Origin of the sequence: Kocuria rhizophila (assembly GCF_003667225.1) — a bacterium.
In the GTDB taxonomy this organism is placed as follows: domain Bacteria; phylum Actinomycetota; class Actinomycetes; order Actinomycetales; family Micrococcaceae; genus Kocuria; species Kocuria rhizophila.
The window spans coordinates 1-19,283 of the sequence record NZ_RCOM01000048.1; the positions used below are offsets into that span (position 1 = coordinate 1).

The window sequence follows — 19,283 nt, forward strand, 5'->3', positions numbered from 1 at the left end:
TCCCCACCCCCGCCCCCATGAAGCGCTGATCGAATTTGACATAAGGATCCCTGAACGAAATCAAGATAACCGGTTTAATGCAAATCTAGGAGAAGATTTCAGGGTTACTGTAATTTACGAATACTTCGGTCCCGTGGCATTTGTGGAATGCTTGGGTGAATCAACCGACGATGATGCTGGTTCCAGTGCGGTTGTAGTAGTCCGGGAGCACTTATCTCAAGCCTTAAAAGATGACCCAAAAATCGATTTTTCTTATGTGGGCCCAAGCCCTTTCCATATGGAATTTTTTGTCTCGTTTTTCCCTACGCCCCAGTCTATAGAGGGCGCTCCAATTCATATCGAGCCCACCACGGGATACGACGTCTGTAGCATTAAGTTGGGAATTGATTCGCTAGATGATTTAGGTGACGGCTTGATGTACATTTTCATGAGAATTGCGCGGGAATTGAGCCTATTCTACTGTATTGTTCGGACCCAGTTGTCTCTAAGAGACCAAGAGGAAGCCGTATACGAGGTGTCTCAACAGGTCATTGACAATTATCGTAAAAGCGGAATCCCCGGATATATGTATAGATTCTTTGTTGCGGGCCATAAAACTCGCGAATTGACTCTACTTGTCATGGATGCCGAGGTTGATAGGCTATGGAAATCTCAATGGATTGGTCAAAATCTATCCGAATTATACAACGGATCGGATTTATTCTTTGAGGCTTATCTTAGAAAAGAATTTGCAATCGGCGATTCTCCGATTTTAATGAACGCGAAATCAGTCATTTCACAATTGGAGCCAGCAAGGAGTAGGGAAGTCCAGTTGCTCATCGGGGCCTGCATGACATTGATGGGTGGCGTTGCAGGTGGCCTCGTATCGATAATTGCACAGTGACTCCTGGACCTCGTGAGAATCAAATCCGTCACTCCAGCCCTCGAGCCACGAGGGCCTCGCCCGTGCGGTGGGCGTAGTCCACGGTGGCGATCACCGCCGGGGTGACCAGCTGAACGGGGCGGGGGCGCACGGTGCGCGCCGCGGCGGCGTCCCGCAGGGAGGAGAGCACGCCGAAGAGCCAGGGGACGGAGCGGATCATGAGGGAGACCGCCAGCCCGATGCGCTCGGGGTCGACGCCCACGCGGCGCAGCGGGGAGCACAGCCGGACCAGCCCGTCGATGAGCCGGGGCAGCTCCGTGGTGGTCAGCAGCAGGCGGGTCAGGGTCACGACCGCCAGCAGGGACAGCACCACGTCCGCTGCCCGGGCGGGACCGGTGACCAGCACGTGGTAGACGGTCAGGAGCAGCACCAGGAACCACAGGGGGCGCAGGGAGGCCACCCAGCGGCGCACCCCCAGACCGGTCGTGGCGGAGATCAGGGCGGTGAGGGCCAGCGCGGTCAGGGACACCGGCCACGAGCGCAGCAGCATCACGGCGAGGCAGGAACCCAGCACCAGGGCGGCCTTGAGCCCCAGGGGACAGCGGTGCAGCCACGAGGTGCCGGGAACGTAGGTGCCCAGCAGGTCGTCGCGGCGGGCGGCGGTCCCGCTCACCGGGCGCGGTCCACGGACAGCACGGCACCTTGGCCGGGACAGGGGCTCACGCGGCTTCCCCCGGGAATCCCGTCTCGCACCACGCGCGGTAGCGGGGGATGACCTCCTCCGGCGGGCCCTGGGCGATGATGCCCGCACCGTGGACCACCGCCACGTGCTGGGCGGTGGACGCCAGCTCCAGGTCGTGGGTGCTGATGAGCTGCTGCTGGGGCAGTCCGTCCAGCAGCTCCCGCAGCCGCAGCCGGTTGCGCAGGTCCAGCAGGGTGGTGGGCTCGTCCAGGACCAGCACGCGGGGGTCCACGGCGAGCACCGCGGCCAGGGCCACGAGCTGGCGCTCACCGCCCGAGAGGTCGAACACCGAGTGGTGCGCGCGGTCCGCCAGGCCCACGCGCCGCAGCCACTGCACGGCCTGCTCCTCGCGTTCCGTACGGTCGCGGACGCGGCGGCGCAGGGACAGCTCGATGTCCTCCACGGGGGTGGGCATGAGGATCTGTGACGCGGGGTCCGTGAAGACGAACCCCACCCGGGACCGGGCGTCCTTGGGGGAGGCCACCGGGTCCACGCCGTGCGTGCGCACCGCACCCGAGGACGGCGTCACCAGCGCGTTGAACAGGCGCAGCAGGGTGGACTTGCCGGAGCCGTTGAGCCCGATCACGGCGGTGCGCCGCGCGGTGAACTCGCACGTGACCCGGTCCAGGACGGTCACGGGACCGCGGGGTCCCTCCATGGTGACGGTCACGTCCGCGCAGGACAGGGACTCGTGCTGCGCGGAGCGTGGCTCACCGTCCACTCAGAGAACCGCCCCGGCCATGCGGGGGAACGCGCGGTGCACGGCCACGGCGATCAGCGCGGCCACGACCACCTTGAGCACGTCACCGGGGACGTACGCGAGGTCCGCGACCACGGCGGCCTGCAGTGCGAGCCCACCGTTGACCATCATGCCCACGATGCCCATCACGTGGGAGAGCACCAGGCCCGCGAGACCGGCGAGGAACAGCTTCAGGCCGAGGGCGCTGCGGCGGTCGGGGTCCACGGCGGAGGATCCCTCGCGGCGGGTCACGCGTTCCACGCGCACGAAGTAGTGGGACATCCAGCCCACGAGGCCCGCCACGAACGGGAAGGACAGCAGGTAGCCCGCGGACGGGCCGGCCAGCACCGCGGGACCACCCGTGAACCCGGCGAACACCGGGACGCCCAGCAGACCGACCACCACGTACAGGGCGAGGGCCAGGAAGCCGCGCCAGCCGCCCAGGACCATGCCGGTGAGGAACACCGCGAGCGTCTGCAACGTGATGGGCACTCCCAGAGGACCCACGGGGATCGCGGGGACCAGGGCGAGCACGCACGTCAGCGCGGCGAACACGGCGATGTTTGCGAGGTCGAAGGAGGTCACGGTGCGGGGGGCGCGGGCGGCTTCTGTCATGGGCTGCAGTCTAGTTGCTGGTCCCGGGGGAACGGCCCAGGCCACGATTTGCGCGAGCGGATAGACTGGTGCGGTTCCCCGCTCCCACGGGGCGACCGCATGCCCGGAGCTCTTCCGGGCCCCGCACCGTCCGCCCACGCCACCTCGCGTGCGCGCGCGGCACCGTCCCACGAAAGGCCTTGCTCCGTTGATCACCGTGACCGACCTCGAACTGCGCGCCGGAGCGCGTCTGCTCATGGACGAGGTGAACTTCCGCGTGGACAAGGGCGACAAGGTGGGTCTGGTGGGCCGCAACGGCGCCGGGAAGACCACCATGACCAAGGTGCTGGCCGGGCTCACCCTGCCCGCCGCGGGTGAGGTCACACGCTCGGGTTCCATCGGCTACCTGCCGCAGGACCCCAAGGTGGACGACATGGACCAGCTGGCCCGGGACCGCATCCTCTCCGCGCGCAACCTCGCCGGGGTGATCACCAAGCTGCGGCGCACCGAGGAGGAGATGGCCTCGGAGGACGACGCCGTCCGCACCAAGGCCATGCGCCGCTACGACCGCCTGGAGTCCGAGTTCCTGGCCGGCGGCGGCTACGCGGCGGAGTCCGAGGCCGCCACCATCACCAACAACCTCAACCTCCCGCCACGCGTGCTGGAGCAGCCGCTGCACACGCTCTCGGGTGGTCAGCGCCGGCGCGTGGAGCTCGCGCGGATCCTGTTCGCGGACGCGGACACCATGCTCCTGGACGAGCCCACCAACCACCTGGACCACGACTCTGTGGTGTGGCTGCGCGAGTTCCTGCGCTCCTACCAGGGCGGGCTGCTCATGATCTCCCACGACGTGGAGCTCATGGAGATGGTGGTCAACAAGGTGCTGTACCTGGACGCCAACCGCTGCGTGGTGGACGTCTACAACATGACCTGGAAGAACTACCTGCAGCAGCGCGAGCAGGACCAGGCCCGCCGCAAGCGCGAGCGCGCGAACGCGGAGAAGAAGGCCGGGGTGCTCATGGACCAGGCCAACAAGATGCGCGCCAAGGCCACCAAGGCCTCCGCCGCCCAGCAGATGATCCGCCGCGCGGAGCGCCTCATGGCGGGCATCGAGGGCGAGCGGGTGCAGGACAAGGTCGCGGCCATCCGCTTCCCGAAGCCCGCGGACTGCGGCAAGACCCCGCTCACCGCGCAGGGGCTGTCCAAGTCCTACGGCTCGCTGGAGATCTTCACGGACGTGGACCTCGCGATCGACCGGGGCTCCCGCGTGGTGGTGCTCGGGCTCAACGGTGCGGGCAAGACCACTCTGCTGCGGATGCTCGCGGGCCAGGCCGAGCCGGACACCGGTGAGGTGGTCGCGGGCCACGGGCTCAAGCTCGGCTACTTCGCCCAGGAGCACGACACCCTGGACACGGACCGCACGGTGCTGGAGAACATGAAGTCCGCCGCGCCCGATCTCGCGGACACCCAGGTTCGCACCATCCTGGGCTCGTTCCTGTTCCAGGGCGACGACGTGGACAAGCCCGCCGGGGTGCTCTCCGGCGGCGAGAAGACGCGACTGGCGCTGGCAACCCTCGTGGCGTCGTCGGCGAACGTGCTGCTGCTGGACGAGCCCACCAACAACCTGGACCCGGCTTCGCGCCACGAGATCCTCAACGCGCTGCGCACGTACGAGGGCGCCGTGGTGCTCGTCTCACACGACGAGGGCGCCGTGGAGGCGCTCGAGCCCGAGCGCGTGGTCATGCTCCCGGACGGCGTGGAGGACCTGTGGAGCCAGGAGTACCAGGACCTCATCAGCCTGGCCTGAGCGCCGTCCTGCGCGCGGCCGACGCCGCTGCAGAGCCGGGCAGGTGCCCGTCATCACCGCGCTGCGCATCTACCCGGGCGGTGCGGGTGGGCGATTCGGGGCCGACCCAGACCTGAGACCCAGTTTGCCGCGCGCAGGGCCGTTGCGTGCCGTCACGGCACGGCTGCGGCGGGTGTCAGTCCTCGAAGAGGATGACCTGGCGCACGGCACGGCCGTCCGCGAGCCGGTCGAAGCTCTCGTTGATCGCGGACAGTGCCACCCGCTCGGAGATCAGCTCCTCGATGGGCAGCTTGCACTCCCGCCACAGCTGCAGGTACACGGGGATGTCCCGGGCGGGCACGGCGGAGCCCAGGTAGGAGCCCACGATCGTGCGGGCCTCCGCCGTGAGCCCGAGCGGGGCAATGGTGGAGCGGGCGTCGGGGGAGGGCAGTCCCACCGTCACGGTGATCCCGCCGGGAGCCGTCGCGGCCACCGCCGTTTCGAAGGCGCTCGGGTGCCCCGCGGCCTCGATGACCACGTCCGCCCGCACGCCGTTCTCCGCGAGCTCGTCCGGGGAGTGCACGGCCGTGGCGCCCAGTTCGGTGGCCCTCGCGAGCTTCTCCGGGTTGGCGTCCACGCCGATCACGGGACCCTTCTCCACCGACAGCGCGGCGAGCAGCGCGGCCATGCCCACGCCTCCCAGGCCCACGACCATGACGGTGTCCCCGTCCGAGGGGCGCCCCGCGTTGAGCACGGCCCCGCCGCCGGTGAGCACGGCGCAGCCCACCACGGCGGCGATCTCGGCGGGTACGTCCGCCCCCACGGGGACGACCGACTGGCGGCTCACCACGGCGTGGGACGAGAAGCCGGAGACCCCCACGTGGTGGTGCACGTCCTGCCCGTCCCGGTGCAGCCGCAGGGCCGAGCCGGGCAGCAGCCCGGCGCTGTTGGTTTCGGTGCCCGGGGTGCACGGCAGCTTGCCGTCCGTGGCGCAGTTCTCGCACTGCTCGCAGCGCGGCAGGAACACGGTGGTCACCTGGTCGCCGGGGGACACGTCCGTGACGCCCTCGCCCACCTGTTCCACGATGCCCGAGGCCTCGTGGCCCAGCACCATGGGCATGGGGCGGGGCCGGTTGCCGTCCACCACGGAGAGGTCCGAGTGGCACACGCCTGCCGCACGGATCCGCACGAGCAGCTCGCCCGGCCCGGGGCCGTCCAGCTCCAGCTCCTGCACGGACAGTGGACGGGACTCGGCGTACGGACGGGACAGCCCGATCTCGTCCAGCACAGCGGCGGTGATCTTCACGGCAACTCCTTTGCGGGTGTGGTGGGCACGGGGCGGACGACGCCGCCCGCTCGCCTCACCGGCGGTTCTGCGCCTCGAGCGCGTCCAGCAGGGCGTCCTCCTCGTCCTCCGCGGTGGGGACGGACGAGGCGCGCGTGCGCTTGGGTCGGTAGAGCGACTTCAGGTGGGCGGGCATGTCGTCCGCCATCTGCAGCTGGCGGATCACCAGGGACTCGTCAACGTCCCCGATGTAGTTGCCCTCGGCGTCGTAGTAGCGGGCCAGCTGCCGCTCGACCTCCGCCGCGTAGGCGCGGTCCCACTCCTCGTTCTTCACGTGCTGGCGCGCCGAGTAGCCGTAGGCCACGAACACCAGGACGGCGAAGGCGTACCACTGCATGGAGTAGGACAGGTGCGGTCCGTAGTCCACCTCGGGGCGCTCCGCGGCCTGGGGGGTGTTCGCGGCGGGGGGCTCTTCGGAGACGAGCTCTCCGTAGCCCTCCGTGGCCACGTCCCCGCCCCACTGGGTGCCGAGCACCGGGAGGTCGATGGACGCGGACTGGCCCTCGGGCGCCCCGCGGTCCACGGTGCCCTCGGAGGGCCGCAGCCGGACCGTGACGCTCACCGTGCCGCCGGGCGGCGGGGGCACGGCGGAGGGCATGCCGTTCGCGGAGTTGTCGGTGGGGATCCAGCCACGGTCCACCGCCACCACCGTGCCCTCGGCGGTGCGGAACGGGACCACCACGTCGTAGCCCACCCGGCCGTCGTGGGGGCGGTTGCGGATCAGCACGGTGTCCTCGGGCACGTAGCTGCCCTCCAGGGTCACGGGGTGCCACGTCTTCGACTCGTCGTAGTCCGCGAACAGCGGGGTGCCCTGCGCGGCGTCGTACGGCGCGGCGTCGTAGTTCTCGGTGATCCTGGTGTTCTCCGCCACGAGGTGGTCGTTGCGGGACATCTGCCACTGCGCCAGGTAGAGGCACACCACGGCGGCCACGCACGTGAGCGCGAACCACCCGATCCAGGCGGGGGAGGTCAGGAAGGAGTACTTGCGCATCAGTCCAGCCGCTCCGTCCCCGCGGGGCCGACGCCGCCCGCGCCCTCGGTGGGTTCCGGGGCGGTCTCGCGGGGGACCTCGTCTGGCACGGAGGCCTGCGCGCCGGGCTCGACGCCGCCGGTCGGCTGCTGCTCGAACGGCTCCACGTCCTTGAGGAAGCCGCGCTGGCCCAGGAAGTCCGCGAGGTGCTCCCGGTGCTCGTCGCACGCGAGCCAGGTCTTGCGGCGCTCGGGGGTGTGCACCCGGGGGTTGTTCCACACCAGGCTCCAGCGTGCGGCGGCACGGCAGCCGCGACGGGAGCACACCGCGTGAGGTGTGCTGTCCGCGGGGCCGGACGCGGCGGCGTCGTGCCCCGTGGAGCCAGGGGCCAGCGAGCCGAGCAGATCGAAGTCCACGGTGAGATGTTCCTCCGGGTTTCCTGTGGTGGGCAGGGCGCACTCCACCCTAGTTGCGCCGCGTGGCCGAGGGGTCGGGGCCCGGCAGCTGCCGGGGTGCGTGGTGCACCGTGTACTCGCCGTCCACCACCACGTCCCCGGCCTCGGGGGAGACGTCCCGCGTCTCGGCCACGGTCGGCAGCTCCGTGCGCGTTGGGGGCCGGTACGCGGAGCCGGTGCGCTGCGACCGGTCTGCCCCGCGGTTCGCGAGCATCACCGCGAGCCACGGCAGCACCGCGGCCCCCAGGATCAGCAGGACGCGCACGGTGAGGTTGTCGATCAGGAAGACCCCGATGATGCAGGCCACGCGCAGGGCCATCTGCACGCCGTAGACCTTCATGCGGTGCGACATGTCCGTGGTGTGCGCGTCCGCCGCCGAGGTGATCGAGTGGACCTCGGTGGAGCCGTGCGTGGGGTGCTGGGAACGTGTGATGGGAACCGGTCCTTCGGCGGATGTCCTGGGGGATGTCCCCGGGGGTCACGCTTCCACCTCTGACTGGGAGCGTGCTGACCATTGTGGCACCGTTGCGGTACGGCCCCAAGTGGGGGGAGCCCACCAGGTCAGGGGACGGTTAGGATGCTGTGACGTCCTGATCCCCCTGGATGCGGTGACCCGGCCGCGTCCTCCCTCCACGGAAGGTTCCACCATGTCTGAGAAGCCCTCAACCGCGCGCACCGTGCTCGTCACGGGAGGCAACCGCGGCATCGGACGCGCCATCGCGGAGGCCTTCGTGGCGGCCGGGGACAACGTGGTCATCACCTCGCGTTCCGGTGGCGAAGGGCCGGAGGGCGCCCACACGGTGGCCGCGGACGTGACGGACTCCGCCTCCGTGGACGCGGCCTTCAAGGAGGTCGAGGCCAAATTCGGACCCGTGGAGGTGCTCGTGGCGAACGCCGGCATCACCAAGGACAACCTGCTGGTGCGCATGAAGGAAGCCGACTTCCAGGACGTCATCGACACCAACCTCACCGGGGCCTTCCGCGTGGTGCAGCGCGCCACCAAGGGCTTCATGCGCCTGAAGAAGGGCCGCGTGATCTTCATCTCCTCCGTGGTGGGGTACACCGGGGCTCCCGGGCAGACCAACTACGCGGCGTCCAAGGCCGGGCTCGTCGGCATGGCCCGGGCCATCACCCGGGAGCTCAGCTCCCGCGGGGTCACGGCCAACGTGGTGGCTCCCGGGTACATCCACACCGCCATGACGGACGAGCTCTCCGACGAAGTAACGGAGAACTACCTCTCGATGATCCCCGCCGGCCGCTTCGGAGAGGTGGAGGAGGTGGCCAAGGCCGTGACATTCCTGGCCTCGGACGACGCCCGCTACATCTCCGGCGCTATCATCCCCGTAGACGGCGGGCTCGGAGTGGGTCACTGATCCACCGCACCGGGCCCCACGAATCCACCCCGCTAAGGAGTCACAGCATGAGCTCAGTCGCCGGCAAGACCATCATCATCACCGGGTCGTCGCGAGGGGTGGGCGCGGACACGGCCAAGATCCTCGCGTCCCAGGGCGCCAACGTGGTGATCAACTACCGCCAGAAGGCTCCGCGCGCCACCAAGGTGGTCAAGGAGATCACCGAGGCGGGCGGCCGCGCGATCGCCGTGCAGGCGGACATCACGGACCCCGAGTCCCGCGGCGGGCTCTTCCGCGCGGCGCAGGACGAGTTCGGCGGCGTGGACGTGCTGATCCTCAACGCCTCCGGCGGCATGGAGACGGAGCTCGGCGAGGGCTACGCGCTGAAGCTCAACCGGGACGCCCAGAACGACACCCTCACCGAGGCGCTGGAGCTGCTGCCCCGGGGCGGTCGTGTGGTGTTCGTGACGAGCCACCAGGCCCACTTCATCAACGAGGTGGAGACCATGCCGGAGTACGAGGCCGTGGCGAAGTCCAAGCGGGCCGGCGAGGACACTCTCACCGCGCGCGTCCCGGAGATGGCCGAGAAGGGCGTGAGCTTCGTGGTGGTCTCCGCGGACATGATCGAGGGCACCGTCACCGCCACCCTGCTCAACCGCGCCCGCCCGGGTGCCCTGGACGAGCGTCGAGCGGCTGCGGGCAAGCTCTACACCGTCAACGAGTTCGCGCAGGAGATCGCGAAGATGGTCACCGCGGACGTGGAGTCCGGGCACGTTGAGCTCGTGGGCGGGGCCGAGGACTTCCTGGCCCAGGCCGGGAAGTGACCCGCACCGCAGCACTCGTCGGCTGAGCTCTGCGGACCACGACGCCGCACGCGCACCCCGCGTGCGGCGTCGTCCCGTTTCCGGGCGGGCCCGGTTCGAACGGCCCCGCGAACTGTGGTAGGTTTTCTGTCGTTGCCGAGGGCCACGGAGGTTCTGTTCGCAGGATCTCACCGGCCCAGACACCTGCGCGGGTGGCGGAATAGGCAGACGCGCTAGCTTGAGGTGCTAGTCCTCGTATTAGAGGGTGGGGGTTCAAGTCCCCCCTCGCGCACAGAGAAGAACCCCGTTCGACCACTGGTCGAACGGGGTTCTTTCGCTGGGTGCTCCTCTGCAGGCCGGTGCCCGGACTCAGAGCCCGTTCGCGGTGGCTCCGTGGGCCGCCTGCTCGGGGGTGAAGCCCTCGAAGACGAGCTGGTCGATCAGCGCGGAGCGCGAGAAGCCGGACATGTCCAGGTACTGCTTGCCCTTCTTGGCCGCCTGCGCCATGTAGTCCGGGTTGGTGGTGTCCACGCCGTAGGCGGCCTGCTCGGTGGTGAAGCCCTCGAACTCGAGCTGTTCGATCAGTCCGCTCCGGGAGAACGCAGACGTCCGGAGGTAGTCCTTGGCCTTCTTGGCGGCCTGCTCGTTGTAGTTGGTGGCCAGGCTGTCCACCGCGGCTGTGGCCTCCTGGATGGTGAAGCCCTCGTACTCCAGCTGCTCGATCAGACCGCTCCGGGAGAAAGCCATGAACGCGAGGTAGTCGGAGGCCTTCCGGGTGGCGCTGTCCTGCGACACGCCGCCCTTGGCCGTGGCGCCGCTCGTGCCGGACGCCGCTTCGTCACTGCTCTGGGAGCCCGAACCGGTCGTGTCCTTGGCAGGGCTCGGTGTGGGCATTTCCGGGGCGGGAGTCTCCGCTTCCGCCATGTACGAGGTGCTCTCCTCGGCCGGCGTCTGGCCCGCGTCCGTGGGCTGGGGCGCTTCGAAGGACGGCGCTGTGACCGTCTCGGTGGACGAGCTGGACGCGGGGGAGCTCTCCTTCGGAGCCGGCTCCGCAGAGGTCGTGGTGGATCCACACCCGGACAGCAGTGCGAGCGCCACGGCGCCACCGGTGAGCAGGAGAACGGGGGAGGGTCGCTGAGCCATGGCTGGCCTTTCGAGAAGGGATGTGCCGAGAGGGCACATCGAATGCATGAGCATGTATTTGCTTTCATACATAGTGACACCCGGGCGCCCCGGTGGATGCCCCCACTACGGCCCACACGGACTGTTTCGCAACCAGGGGCTCGGATACCCGGGCAGGGCCCGGCTGTACCCGTAGCATGAGGGGCAGTGACCCGCGGCACGCAGCGCCGCGGCGTCGTCGTCAGGGCCGGAGCGCAGCGCGCGAACGGTCGTCCGTGCATCGAGACCCCAGGTGAGACATGCCGAGCAGCCCCCAGCCGCCCAGAGAGCCGAGCAGCAGGACGGGCCATCCGCTGTCCGCAACGGAGGACGCCACCGCGCGGGTGGGTGATGAGGGCGCGCAGAACGCGGGCAATGGCCTTGCCGCCGGCCCGGCGGAGCGATCCGCACCGGAACGCGGCGTCGGCCGCGCACGGGGTGGCACAGGCGTACCGGGGTGGCTGCGGTGGCTGATCCCCGTGGTGCTCGTGCTCGCGTGGTTGGGCGTCATGGGCGTGGGCGGACCCACGTTCGGGAAGCTCTCGGACGTGACCTCCAACTCGCAGGCGGACTTCCTGCCCGTGGACTCGCAGGCCACACAGGTGCAGGACCGGCTGGGGGAGTTCCGCGACTCGGACGGCATCCCCGCCATCGTGGTCATGGAGTCGCAGGGTGAGATCACCCGGGCGCAGCTGGGGACGATCGGCACGGCCACCCAGGACCTCGCGGGCGTGCCGGACGTCCTGGAGGTCTCACCGCCCATCCCGTCCGAGGACGGGCGCGCGGTGGAGGTGGTCGTGCTCGTGGATGCCGAGGCGGAGACGGGCGACGTGGTCGCCGAGCTGCGCGACGAGCTCGCCCAGGACACCCCGGAGGGACTCACCGTGGCCGTGACCGGCCCGGCGGGCCTCGTGGCCGACCTGTCCGAGGCGTTCTCCGGCATCGACGGGTTGCTGCTGGGGGTGGCGCTGCTCGCGGTGCTGGTGATCCTGGTGATTGTCTACCGCTCGCCCCTGCTCCCGTTCCTGGTGCTGCTCACGAGCGTGGCCGCGCTGTGCGGCGCGATCCTCGCGGTGTACTTCCTCGCGGAGCGCGGGCTGATCGCCCTGAGCGGGCAGACGCAGGGCATCATGTCGATCATCGTGATCGGCGCGGCCACCGACTACGGACTGCTCTACACCGCCCGTTTCCGTGAAGCACTGCACACCACGCCGTCCCGATGGACCGCCACGCGGATCGCGTGGAAGGGCACGGTCCCCGCAGTGCTGGCTTCCGGGACCACCGTGATCGCCGGCCTGCTGTGCCTGCTGTTCTCGGAGCTCACCTCCAACCGCGGGGTGGGTCCTGCCACCGCCATCGGCGTGGTCTTCGCGATCCTCGCCGGGCTGACCCTGCTGCCGGCGCTGCTCGCGATCTTTGGCCGCGTGGTCCTGTGGCCCAGGATGCCGCGCGTGGACGAGAACCCCGAGGCGCACGAGCAGGCCATGGACCCCTACTCCCACCAGGGTCTGTGGCCCGCTGTGGCCCGACTGGTGGACCGGAAGTCGCGGGCGGTGTGGATCGTGTGCACCCTGCTGCTCGGTGTGGCCGCGCTGGGGGCCACCCAGCTGGACGCGGGCGGCGTACCAGAGTCCGAGTTCGTGCTGGGGGAGTCCGAGGCCCGGGACGGCACCGCCGTCCTGGAGCAGCACTTCCCGGGCGGCTCAGGGGACCCTGTGTACGTCATCGCCCCGCAGTCCGAGGCCGACGAGGTGGCCCAGCACCTTGCCGGGGACGACGACGTCGCCTCGGTGGCCTTCGCGGCGAACGACTCTCCGAGCGGAACGCTTCCGTACCCCGCTCCGCAGGGCGGTCCGTTCGCGGGGGTGGAGCCCACCGTGAGCCAGGGGGACGTGCTGATCCAGGCCACCCTGACCTCCGCCTCGGACTCCGAGGAGGCCCAGGCGGCGGTGCAGCGGCTGCGCGGGGAGCTCGCCGGGATCACTCCGGAGGCCGCCGTGGGAGGCACCACCGCGGTCCAGGTGGACACCATTGCGGCCTCGGAACGGGACCGCGCGGTGATCATCCCCATCATCCTGGTGGTCATCCTGCTGATCCTTATGGTGCTGCTGCGCAGCGTGATGATGCCCGTGCTGCTGATCGCCACCACCGTGCTGTCCTTCCTGGCGGCACTGGGCATCTCCACCCTGGTGTTCGAGCTGCTGGACCTCAACCAGGCGGATCCCACGGTGCCGCTGTTCGGGTTCGTGTTCCTGGTGGCGCTGGGGATCGACTACAACATCTTCCTCATGAGCCGCGTGCGCGAGGAGGTGGTGACCGCGGGGCACCGCGCGGGCGTGCTGGCCGGGCTCATCACCACGGGCGGGGTCATCACGTCCGCGGGCATCGTGCTCGCCGCCACGTTCGCCGCCCTGGCGGTTCTGCCCATCCTGTTCCTGGTGCAGCTCGCGGTCATCGTCACGGTCGGGGTGCTGCTGGACACCGTGGTGGTGCGCTCCCTGCTGGTGCCCGCCCTGGTGCTGGACATCGGGCCCCGGTCCTGGTGGCCCTCCCGGGTGGGAACCCCCGGCCGGCACCGGGCAGGGGAGGGGCACCAGGCCTGAGCAGCGCCCCCCGCGGTCTTTGTGCGCCCCGCCGGGTGGCCGATACACTGCGGCCATGCCCCAGAACTGTGCCGTCGTCGCCCTTGCCGTGTCCCCGGACGATGAAGTCACGCAGGCCGTGGTGGACCTCCTGCAGCGCGCCGGAGTGACCGTGGACTCGCCCACCTGGGTCCGCGTCACGGGTACCGCGTCCGACGACCGGGCCGCGGACGTGGAGGGCTACAACGCCCTGACCATCCCGGTGGAGACCGAGGACCCGGCCGCCCTGCGGCGCGCCCTGCAGCCGGATCCGCGTCGACAGAGCGTCCCCGGGGTGGACCTCAACGTGGTGGAGGCCCGGTGGACGGAGCAGTCCCGCCGCAAGCTCGTGGTCCTGGACGTGGACTCCACGCTGATCCGCCAGGAGGTCATCGAACTGCTCGCCGCCCATGCCGGGCGCGAGGCGGAGGTCGCGGAGATCACCGAGCGCGCCATGCGCGGGGAGATCGACTTCGAGCAGTCCCTGCGGGAACGGGTGGCCGTCCTGGCGGGCCTGTCCGCAGAGGTGATCGACGACGTCGCCGGTGCCGTGCGGCTGTCCCCGGGGGCCCAGGCGCTCGTGCGCACGCTGCTGCGGGAGGGGCACGCGGTGGCCGCCGTGTCCGGAGGCTTCCGGCAGGTGCTCGCCCCGCTCGCCGCCTCCCTGGAGCTGACGCGCTGGGCCGCGAACGGCCTCGAGGTGGAGGACGGGCAGCTGACGGGTCGTGTCGGCGGGCCGGTGGTGGACCGCGCCGCCAAGGCGGAGATCGTCGCACAGTGGGCCCGTGAGCTGGAGATCGCACCCGAGGACGTCCTGGTGGTGGGCGACGGCGCCAACGACGTGGACATGGTCCGTGCGGCCGGGCTGTCTGTGGCCTACCGCGCCAAGCCGGCCCTGCAGGACGTGGCGGACACGCAGATCAACATCCCCAACCTGGACGCGCTGCGGTTCTTCCTGGACCTGTGAGTCGCGTGCCCTGTCCGGTGGCCCCGCGCCGGTGCGCCGCTCTGGGGACGTACTGGTCACGGGCACTAGAGTGGCCGTCATGAGCTCAGTTCTTGAAGTGGCGGACGTCTCGGTGGTCCGCGGTGCGAAGACCCTGCTGGATTCCGTGAACTGGACCGTGCAGGACGGCGAGCGCTGGGTCATCCTGGGCCCCAACGGGGCGGGCAAGTCCACGCTGCTGTCGATCGCCGCGGCCCGGTTGCACCCCACCACGGGCATGGTGGACATCCTGGACGAGATCCTGGGCGCGGTGGACGTGTTCGAGCTGCGTCCGCGCATCGGCCTGAGCTCCGCCCCCCTGGCCGGCCAGATCCCGCACGCCGAGACCGTGGGGGACGTCATCCTCACCGCGGCCTACGGGGTCACCGGGCGCTGGCGCGAGGAGTACGACGACGCCGACGTCCAGCGCGCCGAGGACCTGCTCGCCACGTGGGGACTCACAGAGTTGCGGGAGCGCAGCTACGGCACGCTTTCCGAGGGGGAGCGCAAGCGCGTGCTGATCGCCCGGGCGCTGATGACGGACCCGGAGCTGCTGCTGCTGGACGAGCCCGCCGCCGGGCTGGACGTGGGCGGGCGCGAGAAGCTCGTGCAGCGCCTGGACGAGCTGGCCCGGGACGAGGCCGCGCCGGCCATGGTCATGGTGACCCACCACCTCGAGGAGGTTCCGGACGGGTTCACGCACGCGCTGCTGCTGCGCGAGGGCCGGGTGGTGGCCGCGGGGCCCGTGGGCCGCGTGATGACGCAGAAGAACCTGTCCGAGACGTTCGACATGCCGCTCAAACTGGTCAAGGTGGGCGACCGGTACGCGGCGTTCGCCCGCTGAGCCGCTCGTGATCGCGCTGTCAGCCGCGTCCGTGCCGGCCGAGGTCTTCGGCGCCGGCGGAACCGTGGGCTTCGAGTGGTGGCAGGTCCTGCTCATCCTCGTCGCCGGTTTGTGGGCCGGGACGATCAACACGATCGTGGGCTCCGGCACCCTCGTGACGTTCCCCGTGCTCGTGACCATGGGGGTTCCCCCGGTCACGGCGTCCATGTCCAACGCCATGGGCCTGATCGCGGGCAACCTCACCGGGGCGTGGAGCTACCGCAGCGAGCTGCGCGGGCTCAAGCGCACGCTGCTCAAGCTCCTGCCGTGCTCGGTGGTGGGCGGCGTGATCGGCGCCGTGCTGCTGCTGCACCTGCCCGAAGAGGTCTTCGAGGTGGTCGCCCCGGTCCTGATCGTGGTGGCCCTGCTGTTCGTGGTCTTCCAGCCGCGGCTGCAAGCCGTGGTGCGCGCCCGCAAGGAGCGCCAGGCGAGCACGTCGGGGGCCGCTCAGGGCGCCCCGGAGCACGACGCCGCTGTCCCCGCCGAGAAGGGCACGGCGGCATCCTCGGCCCAGCCCGACGGCGCTGTCCCCGCCCAGGCGGGCACGGCGGCGTCGTCCGTGCAGGTGGACGGCTCCCCGCAGCCCGCGGTCCTGTACGTGCTCGTGTTCCTGGCGGGGATCTACGGCGGCTACTTCGTGGCCGCGCAGGGCGTGCTGCTCGTGGGCATCCTGGGCGTGTTCCTGCTCGCGCCGCTGCAGTCCGCGAACGCCGTGAAGAACGCCCTGGTGGCCGCGGTGAACATCGTGGCCGCGATCTCCTACGTCCTGCTCGCGTTCGACCGCATCAACTGGTGGGTCGTGCTGCTCATTGCCGTGAGCTCCACCGTGGGCTCGTGGTTGGGGGCGAAGATCGGCAAGCGGATGTCCCCGGTGGTGCTGCGCACGGTGATCGTGGTCCTGGGGCTCGTGGCCCTGGCGAACATGGTGTCCAACCTGCTCTGACGCACCCCCGACCGTACTCTGAGCCCGCCGCGTCGGGTCGGCCCGTCTCAGGCCCTCCCGGATCCCACGCACCGTCCAGGTGCACGCGCGGCACGCACTGGAACGAACCTCGACCCCGACACCCCAGGAAGACCCGTGACCTCACCCGCACCCCTGTCCGAGCGTCTCGTCCAGCTGAGCGACCCCGCCGATCCCCGCGTGGCCGACTACACGAGCCTCACGGACGTGTCCCTGCGCCGAAAACTGGAGCCCGAGCGTGGGCTGTACCTCGCGGAGTCCTCCAAGGTGCTGCGCCGTGCCCTGGACGCCGGGCACCGGCCACGCTCCTTTTTCATGGCGGAGAAGTGGGTGGACGGGCTCCGTGACGTGCTCGAGGCTCACGACGTGCCCGTCTACGTGGGCACGGACGAGGTGCTCGAGCAGATCACCGGCTTCCACCTGCACCGCGGGGCAATGGCGGCCATGCACCGGCCGGCGCCGCTGCCCCTGGAGAACGTGCTGGCGTCGGCGCGACGCGTGGCCATCCTGGAGGACATCGTGGACCACACGAACGTGGGCGCGATCTTCCGCTCCGCCGCGGCCCTGGACGTCGACGCCGTGCTCGTCACCCCGCGCTGCGCAGATCCCCTGTACCGACGAGCGGTGCGGGTCTCCATGGGCACCGTGTTCCAGGTCCCGTGGGTGCGCCTGGAGCACTGGACCGCGGACCTGCAACGGGTCAAGGACGCCGGGTTCCTCACCGCGGCGCTGGCCCTGAGCGAGGACGCCGTCACGGTGGACACCCTGGCCGCGGAGCATCCGGAGAAGCTGGCGCTGATCTTGGGCACCGAGGGCCAGGGCCTGGGCGCCGCAACCCTGCACCACGCGGACCGTCACGTGGTCATTCCCATGAGCCACGGCGTGGACTCCCTCAACGTGGCCGCCGCGAGCGCGGTGGCGTTCTGGGAGACGCGGCCGCGCTGAGGCGACCGGCCTGCGAGCCGGTGCGAGCGGCGTCGTCGGCCGTGCACCTGCACGACCTCACCGAGGAGGCGTGACAGCTGGGCCCCCGCAGCGCGTGGGCAACACGTGCCCAGGCTTTCGGAGCGGAAGGTTGTTCCCGAGACGCCGACGGGCGGCTCCCCTGAGGGGAGCCGCCCGTCGTTCGTGTCAGCGCAGCTGCAGCGAGGGCACCGTCAGCGCGTGGTCCACACTCCGCGCCGTGGGGTCCAGTGGGCGGTCACGCCGTTGGAGAAGCGCTGGTGGACCACACCGTTGGAGGTGTACTCGTCCGTGGCGGGCCAGCCCCAGCCGCGTTCGAGTCCGGCGCGCTTCCAGGCCTTGCCGATGGCGCCGGTCTCCTTCACGGCGTGGGCGCCCGTGGAGGGGCTCCACAGCACCTTGGTCTGCGCGGAGCCCTTGCGGTGCACCTGGTAGGCGCCGCCGGAGATGCGGATCTCGTCGGTGCTGGGGTAGCCGTAGCCGCGCTCCCGGCCGGCGGAGATGAACTTCTTGCCCACCAGGGTGGCGTTCTCCAGGATGTGGGCGCCGGTGGCCGAGCTCCAGTAGATGGTGGTCTTGCGACCGTTCTTGGAGAACTCCTGGTAGCGCCCGCCGTTGGCGGCGTCCGCCTCGCTCGAGACCGGGTTGCCCCATTTGGCGGCGCCGCCCGTGGAGCGCCACTTGGCGCCGATGCCACCGGAGGTGGTGTAGCCACCGGCGGGGGCGACCGCGCGGACGGCGGCGGCCGGGGTCAGGTTCAGGGATCCCATCCGGCCGCTCGCGGTAGACTTCAGGATCTGCTCCACGCGGGCGGGCGTGATCGAGGGGTCGCGCTGCTTCATCAGGGCCACGGTGCCGGAGACCAGCGGGGTGGCCATGGAGGTGCCCATCATGTTGCCGTACGTGGCGTCCGCCGGTCCGCGTGTGCCCGAGTTGACCGTGGAGAGCATGGGGTACTGGCTGGTGCCGCCCGGTGCCAGCACGTCGACGACGGCGCCCGTGTTCGAGTAGCTGGCGGTGTTGCCGTTGTTGTCGGCGGCGCCCACCACGATCGTGTTGGCGCAGTTCGCCGGGGCGGTGCCGCCGGCGTTGATCGCCGAGTTGCCGGCGGCGGCCACCACCGGCACGCGCCGGTTCACGGCGGTGTTGATGGCGTTCTGCATGGTGGCACCGCACTGGTCGGGGTAGTTCAGGGACAGGTTGATGACCGTGGCGGGGTTCGGGTTGGCGGGCTCTCCGGCCACCGGGGCACCCGCAGACCATGCGACGGCGTCGGCGATGTCCGAGACCCACCCGTTGGTGCACTTGCCCAGCACGCGCACCGGCTGGATCCTGGCACCCGGTGCGGCGCCGGTGATGCCGGTGCCGTTGTTGGACTGCCCGGCGGCAAGGCCGGCCACGTGGGTGCCGTGCCAGGACGAGTTCCTCGCGGACTGCGAGCACTCACCCGCGCCGCTCCAGTCGCCCTCGTCACGGGGATTGGAGTCACGGTAGTTGCCGTCGCGCGAGAGGCTGGTGTCGTTCACGAAGTCGCGGCCGGGCACCACCTTCCCGTTGAGGTCACCGTGGGAGGTGATGCCGGTGTCCAGCACCGCGATGGTCTGGCCGTTGCCGCGGGACATGTCCCACGCCTGGGTGAAGTTCACGCCGCCCTGGTGGGGCCACAGGCTCCACTGGTAGTTCGTGTACACGTCGTTGGGAACCCACGAGGTGGACGCCAGGCGGTCGGCCTCCGCGTACTCCACGGCCGGGTCCGCCTCGATCTGCGCCACGAGCTCCTTCTGCTCGGCCTCGTCCAGCTCACGGTCCAGCTCCAGCACGTCCGCCTGGGCCACGGTGGTCTTGACCCGCTGGGTGACGTCCGGGGACTTCGCACCGTCGAGGGCCTCCTCGGAGGCGGCCTCCACAACCTGCTCCTTGCTGGCCTCGGGGGCCGCGGTGTCCTTGAACTTCACGATCACACGGTCGGAGTCGGTGGGGGGATCCGAGGGCACGGTCGTGGTGGGGGAGTCCGGCCCGGAGGCAGGCTCGGCGGGGGCCGCGCAGCCGGCCAGCGCGGCC

General features: G+C 70.1%; 18 protein-coding genes and 1 tRNA gene. 10 read left to right on the forward strand and 9 right to left on the reverse strand.

Annotated features, from left to right (window positions below; genetic code table 11):
• A partial coding sequence (locus D9R02_RS12090) for a hypothetical protein (RefSeq protein WP_183085969.1) occupies nucleotides 1-883 on the forward strand: 883 nt, incomplete at its 5' end.
• 28 nt (nucleotides 884-911) lie between these two features.
• On the opposite strand, the gene D9R02_RS07670 is transcribed toward D9R02_RS12090, so the two are convergent.
• From D9R02_RS07670 to D9R02_RS07680, 3 genes are read right to left on the reverse strand one after another with little or no spacing between them, the layout of a single operon-like run.
• Entirely contained in the window at nucleotides 912-1,535 is a 624-nt protein-coding gene (locus D9R02_RS07670) for an energy-coupling factor transporter transmembrane component T family protein (RefSeq protein WP_070637853.1), read from the reverse strand.
• 46 nt (nucleotides 1,536-1,581) lie between these two features.
• Nucleotides 1,582-2,325 carry an energy-coupling factor ABC transporter ATP-binding protein gene (locus D9R02_RS07675; RefSeq protein ID WP_082141988.1) on the reverse strand — a complete coding sequence of 248 codons (744 nt, stop codon included), beginning with the start codon at nucleotides 2,323-2,325 and terminating at the stop codon, nucleotides 1,582-1,584.
• Nucleotides 2,326-2,958, reverse strand: coding sequence for a biotin transporter BioY (locus tag D9R02_RS07680; RefSeq protein ID WP_047978244.1), 633 nt, complete (start codon nucleotides 2,956-2,958; stop codon nucleotides 2,326-2,328).
• 187 nt (nucleotides 2,959-3,145) lie between these two features.
• Between D9R02_RS07680 and D9R02_RS07685 the strand changes: the two genes are divergently transcribed.
• A complete protein-coding gene (locus D9R02_RS07685) occupies nucleotides 3,146-4,744 on the forward strand; it encodes an ABC-F family ATP-binding cassette domain-containing protein (RefSeq protein WP_070637849.1) in 1,599 nt (532 codons plus the stop codon).
• Nucleotides 4,745-4,919: 175 nt separating this feature from the next.
• On the opposite strand, the gene D9R02_RS07690 is transcribed toward D9R02_RS07685, so the two are convergent.
• Genes D9R02_RS07690 through D9R02_RS07705 form a run of 4 tightly spaced genes read right to left on the reverse strand, consistent with a single transcriptional unit; the run spans nucleotide 4,920 to nucleotide 7,926 of the window.
• A complete protein-coding gene (locus tag D9R02_RS07690) occupies nucleotides 4,920-6,029 on the reverse strand; it encodes an alcohol dehydrogenase catalytic domain-containing protein (protein WP_101888353.1) in 1,110 nt (369 codons plus the stop codon).
• Between the two features lie 55 nt (nucleotides 6,030-6,084).
• On the reverse strand, nucleotides 6,085-7,059 hold the full coding sequence (locus tag D9R02_RS07695; RefSeq protein WP_047978241.1) for an SURF1 family cytochrome oxidase biogenesis protein: 975 nt from the start codon (nucleotides 7,057-7,059) through the stop codon (nucleotides 6,085-6,087).
• Nucleotides 7,059-7,454, reverse strand: a complete 396-nt coding sequence (locus D9R02_RS07700; RefSeq protein WP_059281218.1) for a hypothetical protein — start codon at nucleotides 7,452-7,454, stop codon at nucleotides 7,059-7,061. Before D9R02_RS07700 ends, D9R02_RS07695 begins: the two co-directional genes overlap by 1 nt.
• Before the next feature lie 49 nt (nucleotides 7,455-7,503).
• Entirely contained in the window at nucleotides 7,504-7,926 is a 423-nt protein-coding gene (locus D9R02_RS07705) for a DUF3099 domain-containing protein (RefSeq protein ID WP_053069375.1), read from the reverse strand.
• Nucleotides 7,927-8,140: 214 nt separating this feature from the next.
• Between D9R02_RS07705 and D9R02_RS07710 the strand changes: the two genes are divergently transcribed.
• The 3 genes from D9R02_RS07710 to D9R02_RS07720 all read left to right on the forward strand — a co-directional run bounded on the left by D9R02_RS07710 (nucleotide 8,141) and on the right by D9R02_RS07720 (nucleotide 9,940).
• Nucleotides 8,141-8,866, forward strand: coding sequence for a beta-ketoacyl-ACP reductase (locus tag D9R02_RS07710; RefSeq protein WP_047978239.1), 726 nt, complete (start codon nucleotides 8,141-8,143; stop codon nucleotides 8,864-8,866).
• Between the two features lie 47 nt (nucleotides 8,867-8,913).
• Entirely contained in the window at nucleotides 8,914-9,669 is a 756-nt protein-coding gene (locus D9R02_RS07715) for an SDR family oxidoreductase (RefSeq protein WP_047978238.1), read from the forward strand.
• Nucleotides 9,670-9,854: 185 nt separating this feature from the next.
• A tRNA-Leu gene (locus D9R02_RS07720) sits at nucleotides 9,855-9,940 on the forward strand.
• A gap of 77 nt (nucleotides 9,941-10,017) precedes the next feature.
• Here the strand turns inward: D9R02_RS07720 and D9R02_RS07725 are convergent.
• Complete coding sequence (locus D9R02_RS07725) at nucleotides 10,018-10,791, reverse strand: Ltp family lipoprotein (RefSeq protein WP_047978237.1); 774 nt, start codon at nucleotides 10,789-10,791, stop codon at nucleotides 10,018-10,020.
• Nucleotides 10,792-11,318: 527 nt separating this feature from the next.
• Between D9R02_RS07725 and D9R02_RS07730 the strand changes: the two genes are divergently transcribed.
• The 5 genes from D9R02_RS07730 (at nucleotide 11,319) to D9R02_RS07750 (ending at nucleotide 17,204) form a co-directional block, all read left to right on the forward strand.
• Nucleotides 11,319-13,412 (forward strand): MMPL family transporter, encoded by a 2,094-nt coding sequence (locus tag D9R02_RS07730; protein ID WP_259463927.1) that lies wholly within the window; start codon nucleotides 11,319-11,321, stop codon nucleotides 13,410-13,412.
• A 55-nt stretch (nucleotides 13,413-13,467) separates the two neighbouring features.
• Nucleotides 13,468-14,397, forward strand: coding sequence for a phosphoserine phosphatase SerB (gene serB / locus D9R02_RS07735; protein WP_047978236.1), 930 nt, complete (start codon nucleotides 13,468-13,470; stop codon nucleotides 14,395-14,397).
• Between the two features lie 79 nt (nucleotides 14,398-14,476).
• Nucleotides 14,477-15,259, forward strand: a complete 783-nt coding sequence (locus D9R02_RS07740) for an ABC transporter ATP-binding protein (protein ID WP_047978263.1) — start codon at nucleotides 14,477-14,479, stop codon at nucleotides 15,257-15,259.
• 7 nt (nucleotides 15,260-15,266) lie between these two features.
• Nucleotides 15,267-16,241 (forward strand): sulfite exporter TauE/SafE family protein, encoded by a 975-nt coding sequence (locus D9R02_RS07745; protein WP_082141987.1) that lies wholly within the window; start codon nucleotides 15,267-15,269, stop codon nucleotides 16,239-16,241.
• Between the two features lie 135 nt (nucleotides 16,242-16,376).
• Nucleotides 16,377-17,204, forward strand: coding sequence for a TrmH family RNA methyltransferase (locus tag D9R02_RS07750; RefSeq protein ID WP_047978235.1), 828 nt, complete (start codon nucleotides 16,377-16,379; stop codon nucleotides 17,202-17,204).
• A 212-nt stretch (nucleotides 17,205-17,416) separates the two neighbouring features.
• Here the strand turns inward: D9R02_RS07750 and D9R02_RS07755 are convergent.
• Nucleotides 17,417-19,283: S8 family serine peptidase (locus D9R02_RS07755; RefSeq protein ID WP_121566693.1), on the reverse strand; the 1,867-nt coding region annotated here is incomplete at its 5' end.

Excerpts from the sequence above, each read along its gene's own strand:
- D9R02_RS07695 (WP_047978241.1), bottom strand. The coding sequence starts at position 7,059 with ATGCGCAAGTACTCCTTCCTGACCTCCCCCGCCTGGATCGGGTGGTTC.
- D9R02_RS07680 (WP_047978244.1), bottom strand. The coding sequence starts at position 2,958 with ATGACAGAAGCCGCCCGCGCCCCCCGCACCGTGACCTCCTTCGACCTC.
- D9R02_RS07715 (WP_047978238.1), top strand. The coding sequence starts at position 8,914 with ATGAGCTCAGTCGCCGGCAAGACCATCATCATCACCGGGTCGTCGCGA.
- serB (WP_047978236.1), top strand. The coding sequence starts at position 13,468 with ATGCCCCAGAACTGTGCCGTCGTCGCCCTTGCCGTGTCCCCGGACGAT.
- D9R02_RS07725 (WP_047978237.1), bottom strand. The coding sequence starts at position 10,791 with ATGGCTCAGCGACCCTCCCCCGTTCTCCTGCTCACCGGTGGCGCCGTG.
- D9R02_RS07740 (WP_047978263.1), top strand. The coding sequence starts at position 14,477 with ATGAGCTCAGTTCTTGAAGTGGCGGACGTCTCGGTGGTCCGCGGTGCG.
- D9R02_RS07710 (WP_047978239.1), top strand. The coding sequence starts at position 8,141 with ATGTCTGAGAAGCCCTCAACCGCGCGCACCGTGCTCGTCACGGGAGGC.
- D9R02_RS07730 (WP_259463927.1), top strand. The coding sequence starts at position 11,319 with ATGGGCGTGGGCGGACCCACGTTCGGGAAGCTCTCGGACGTGACCTCC.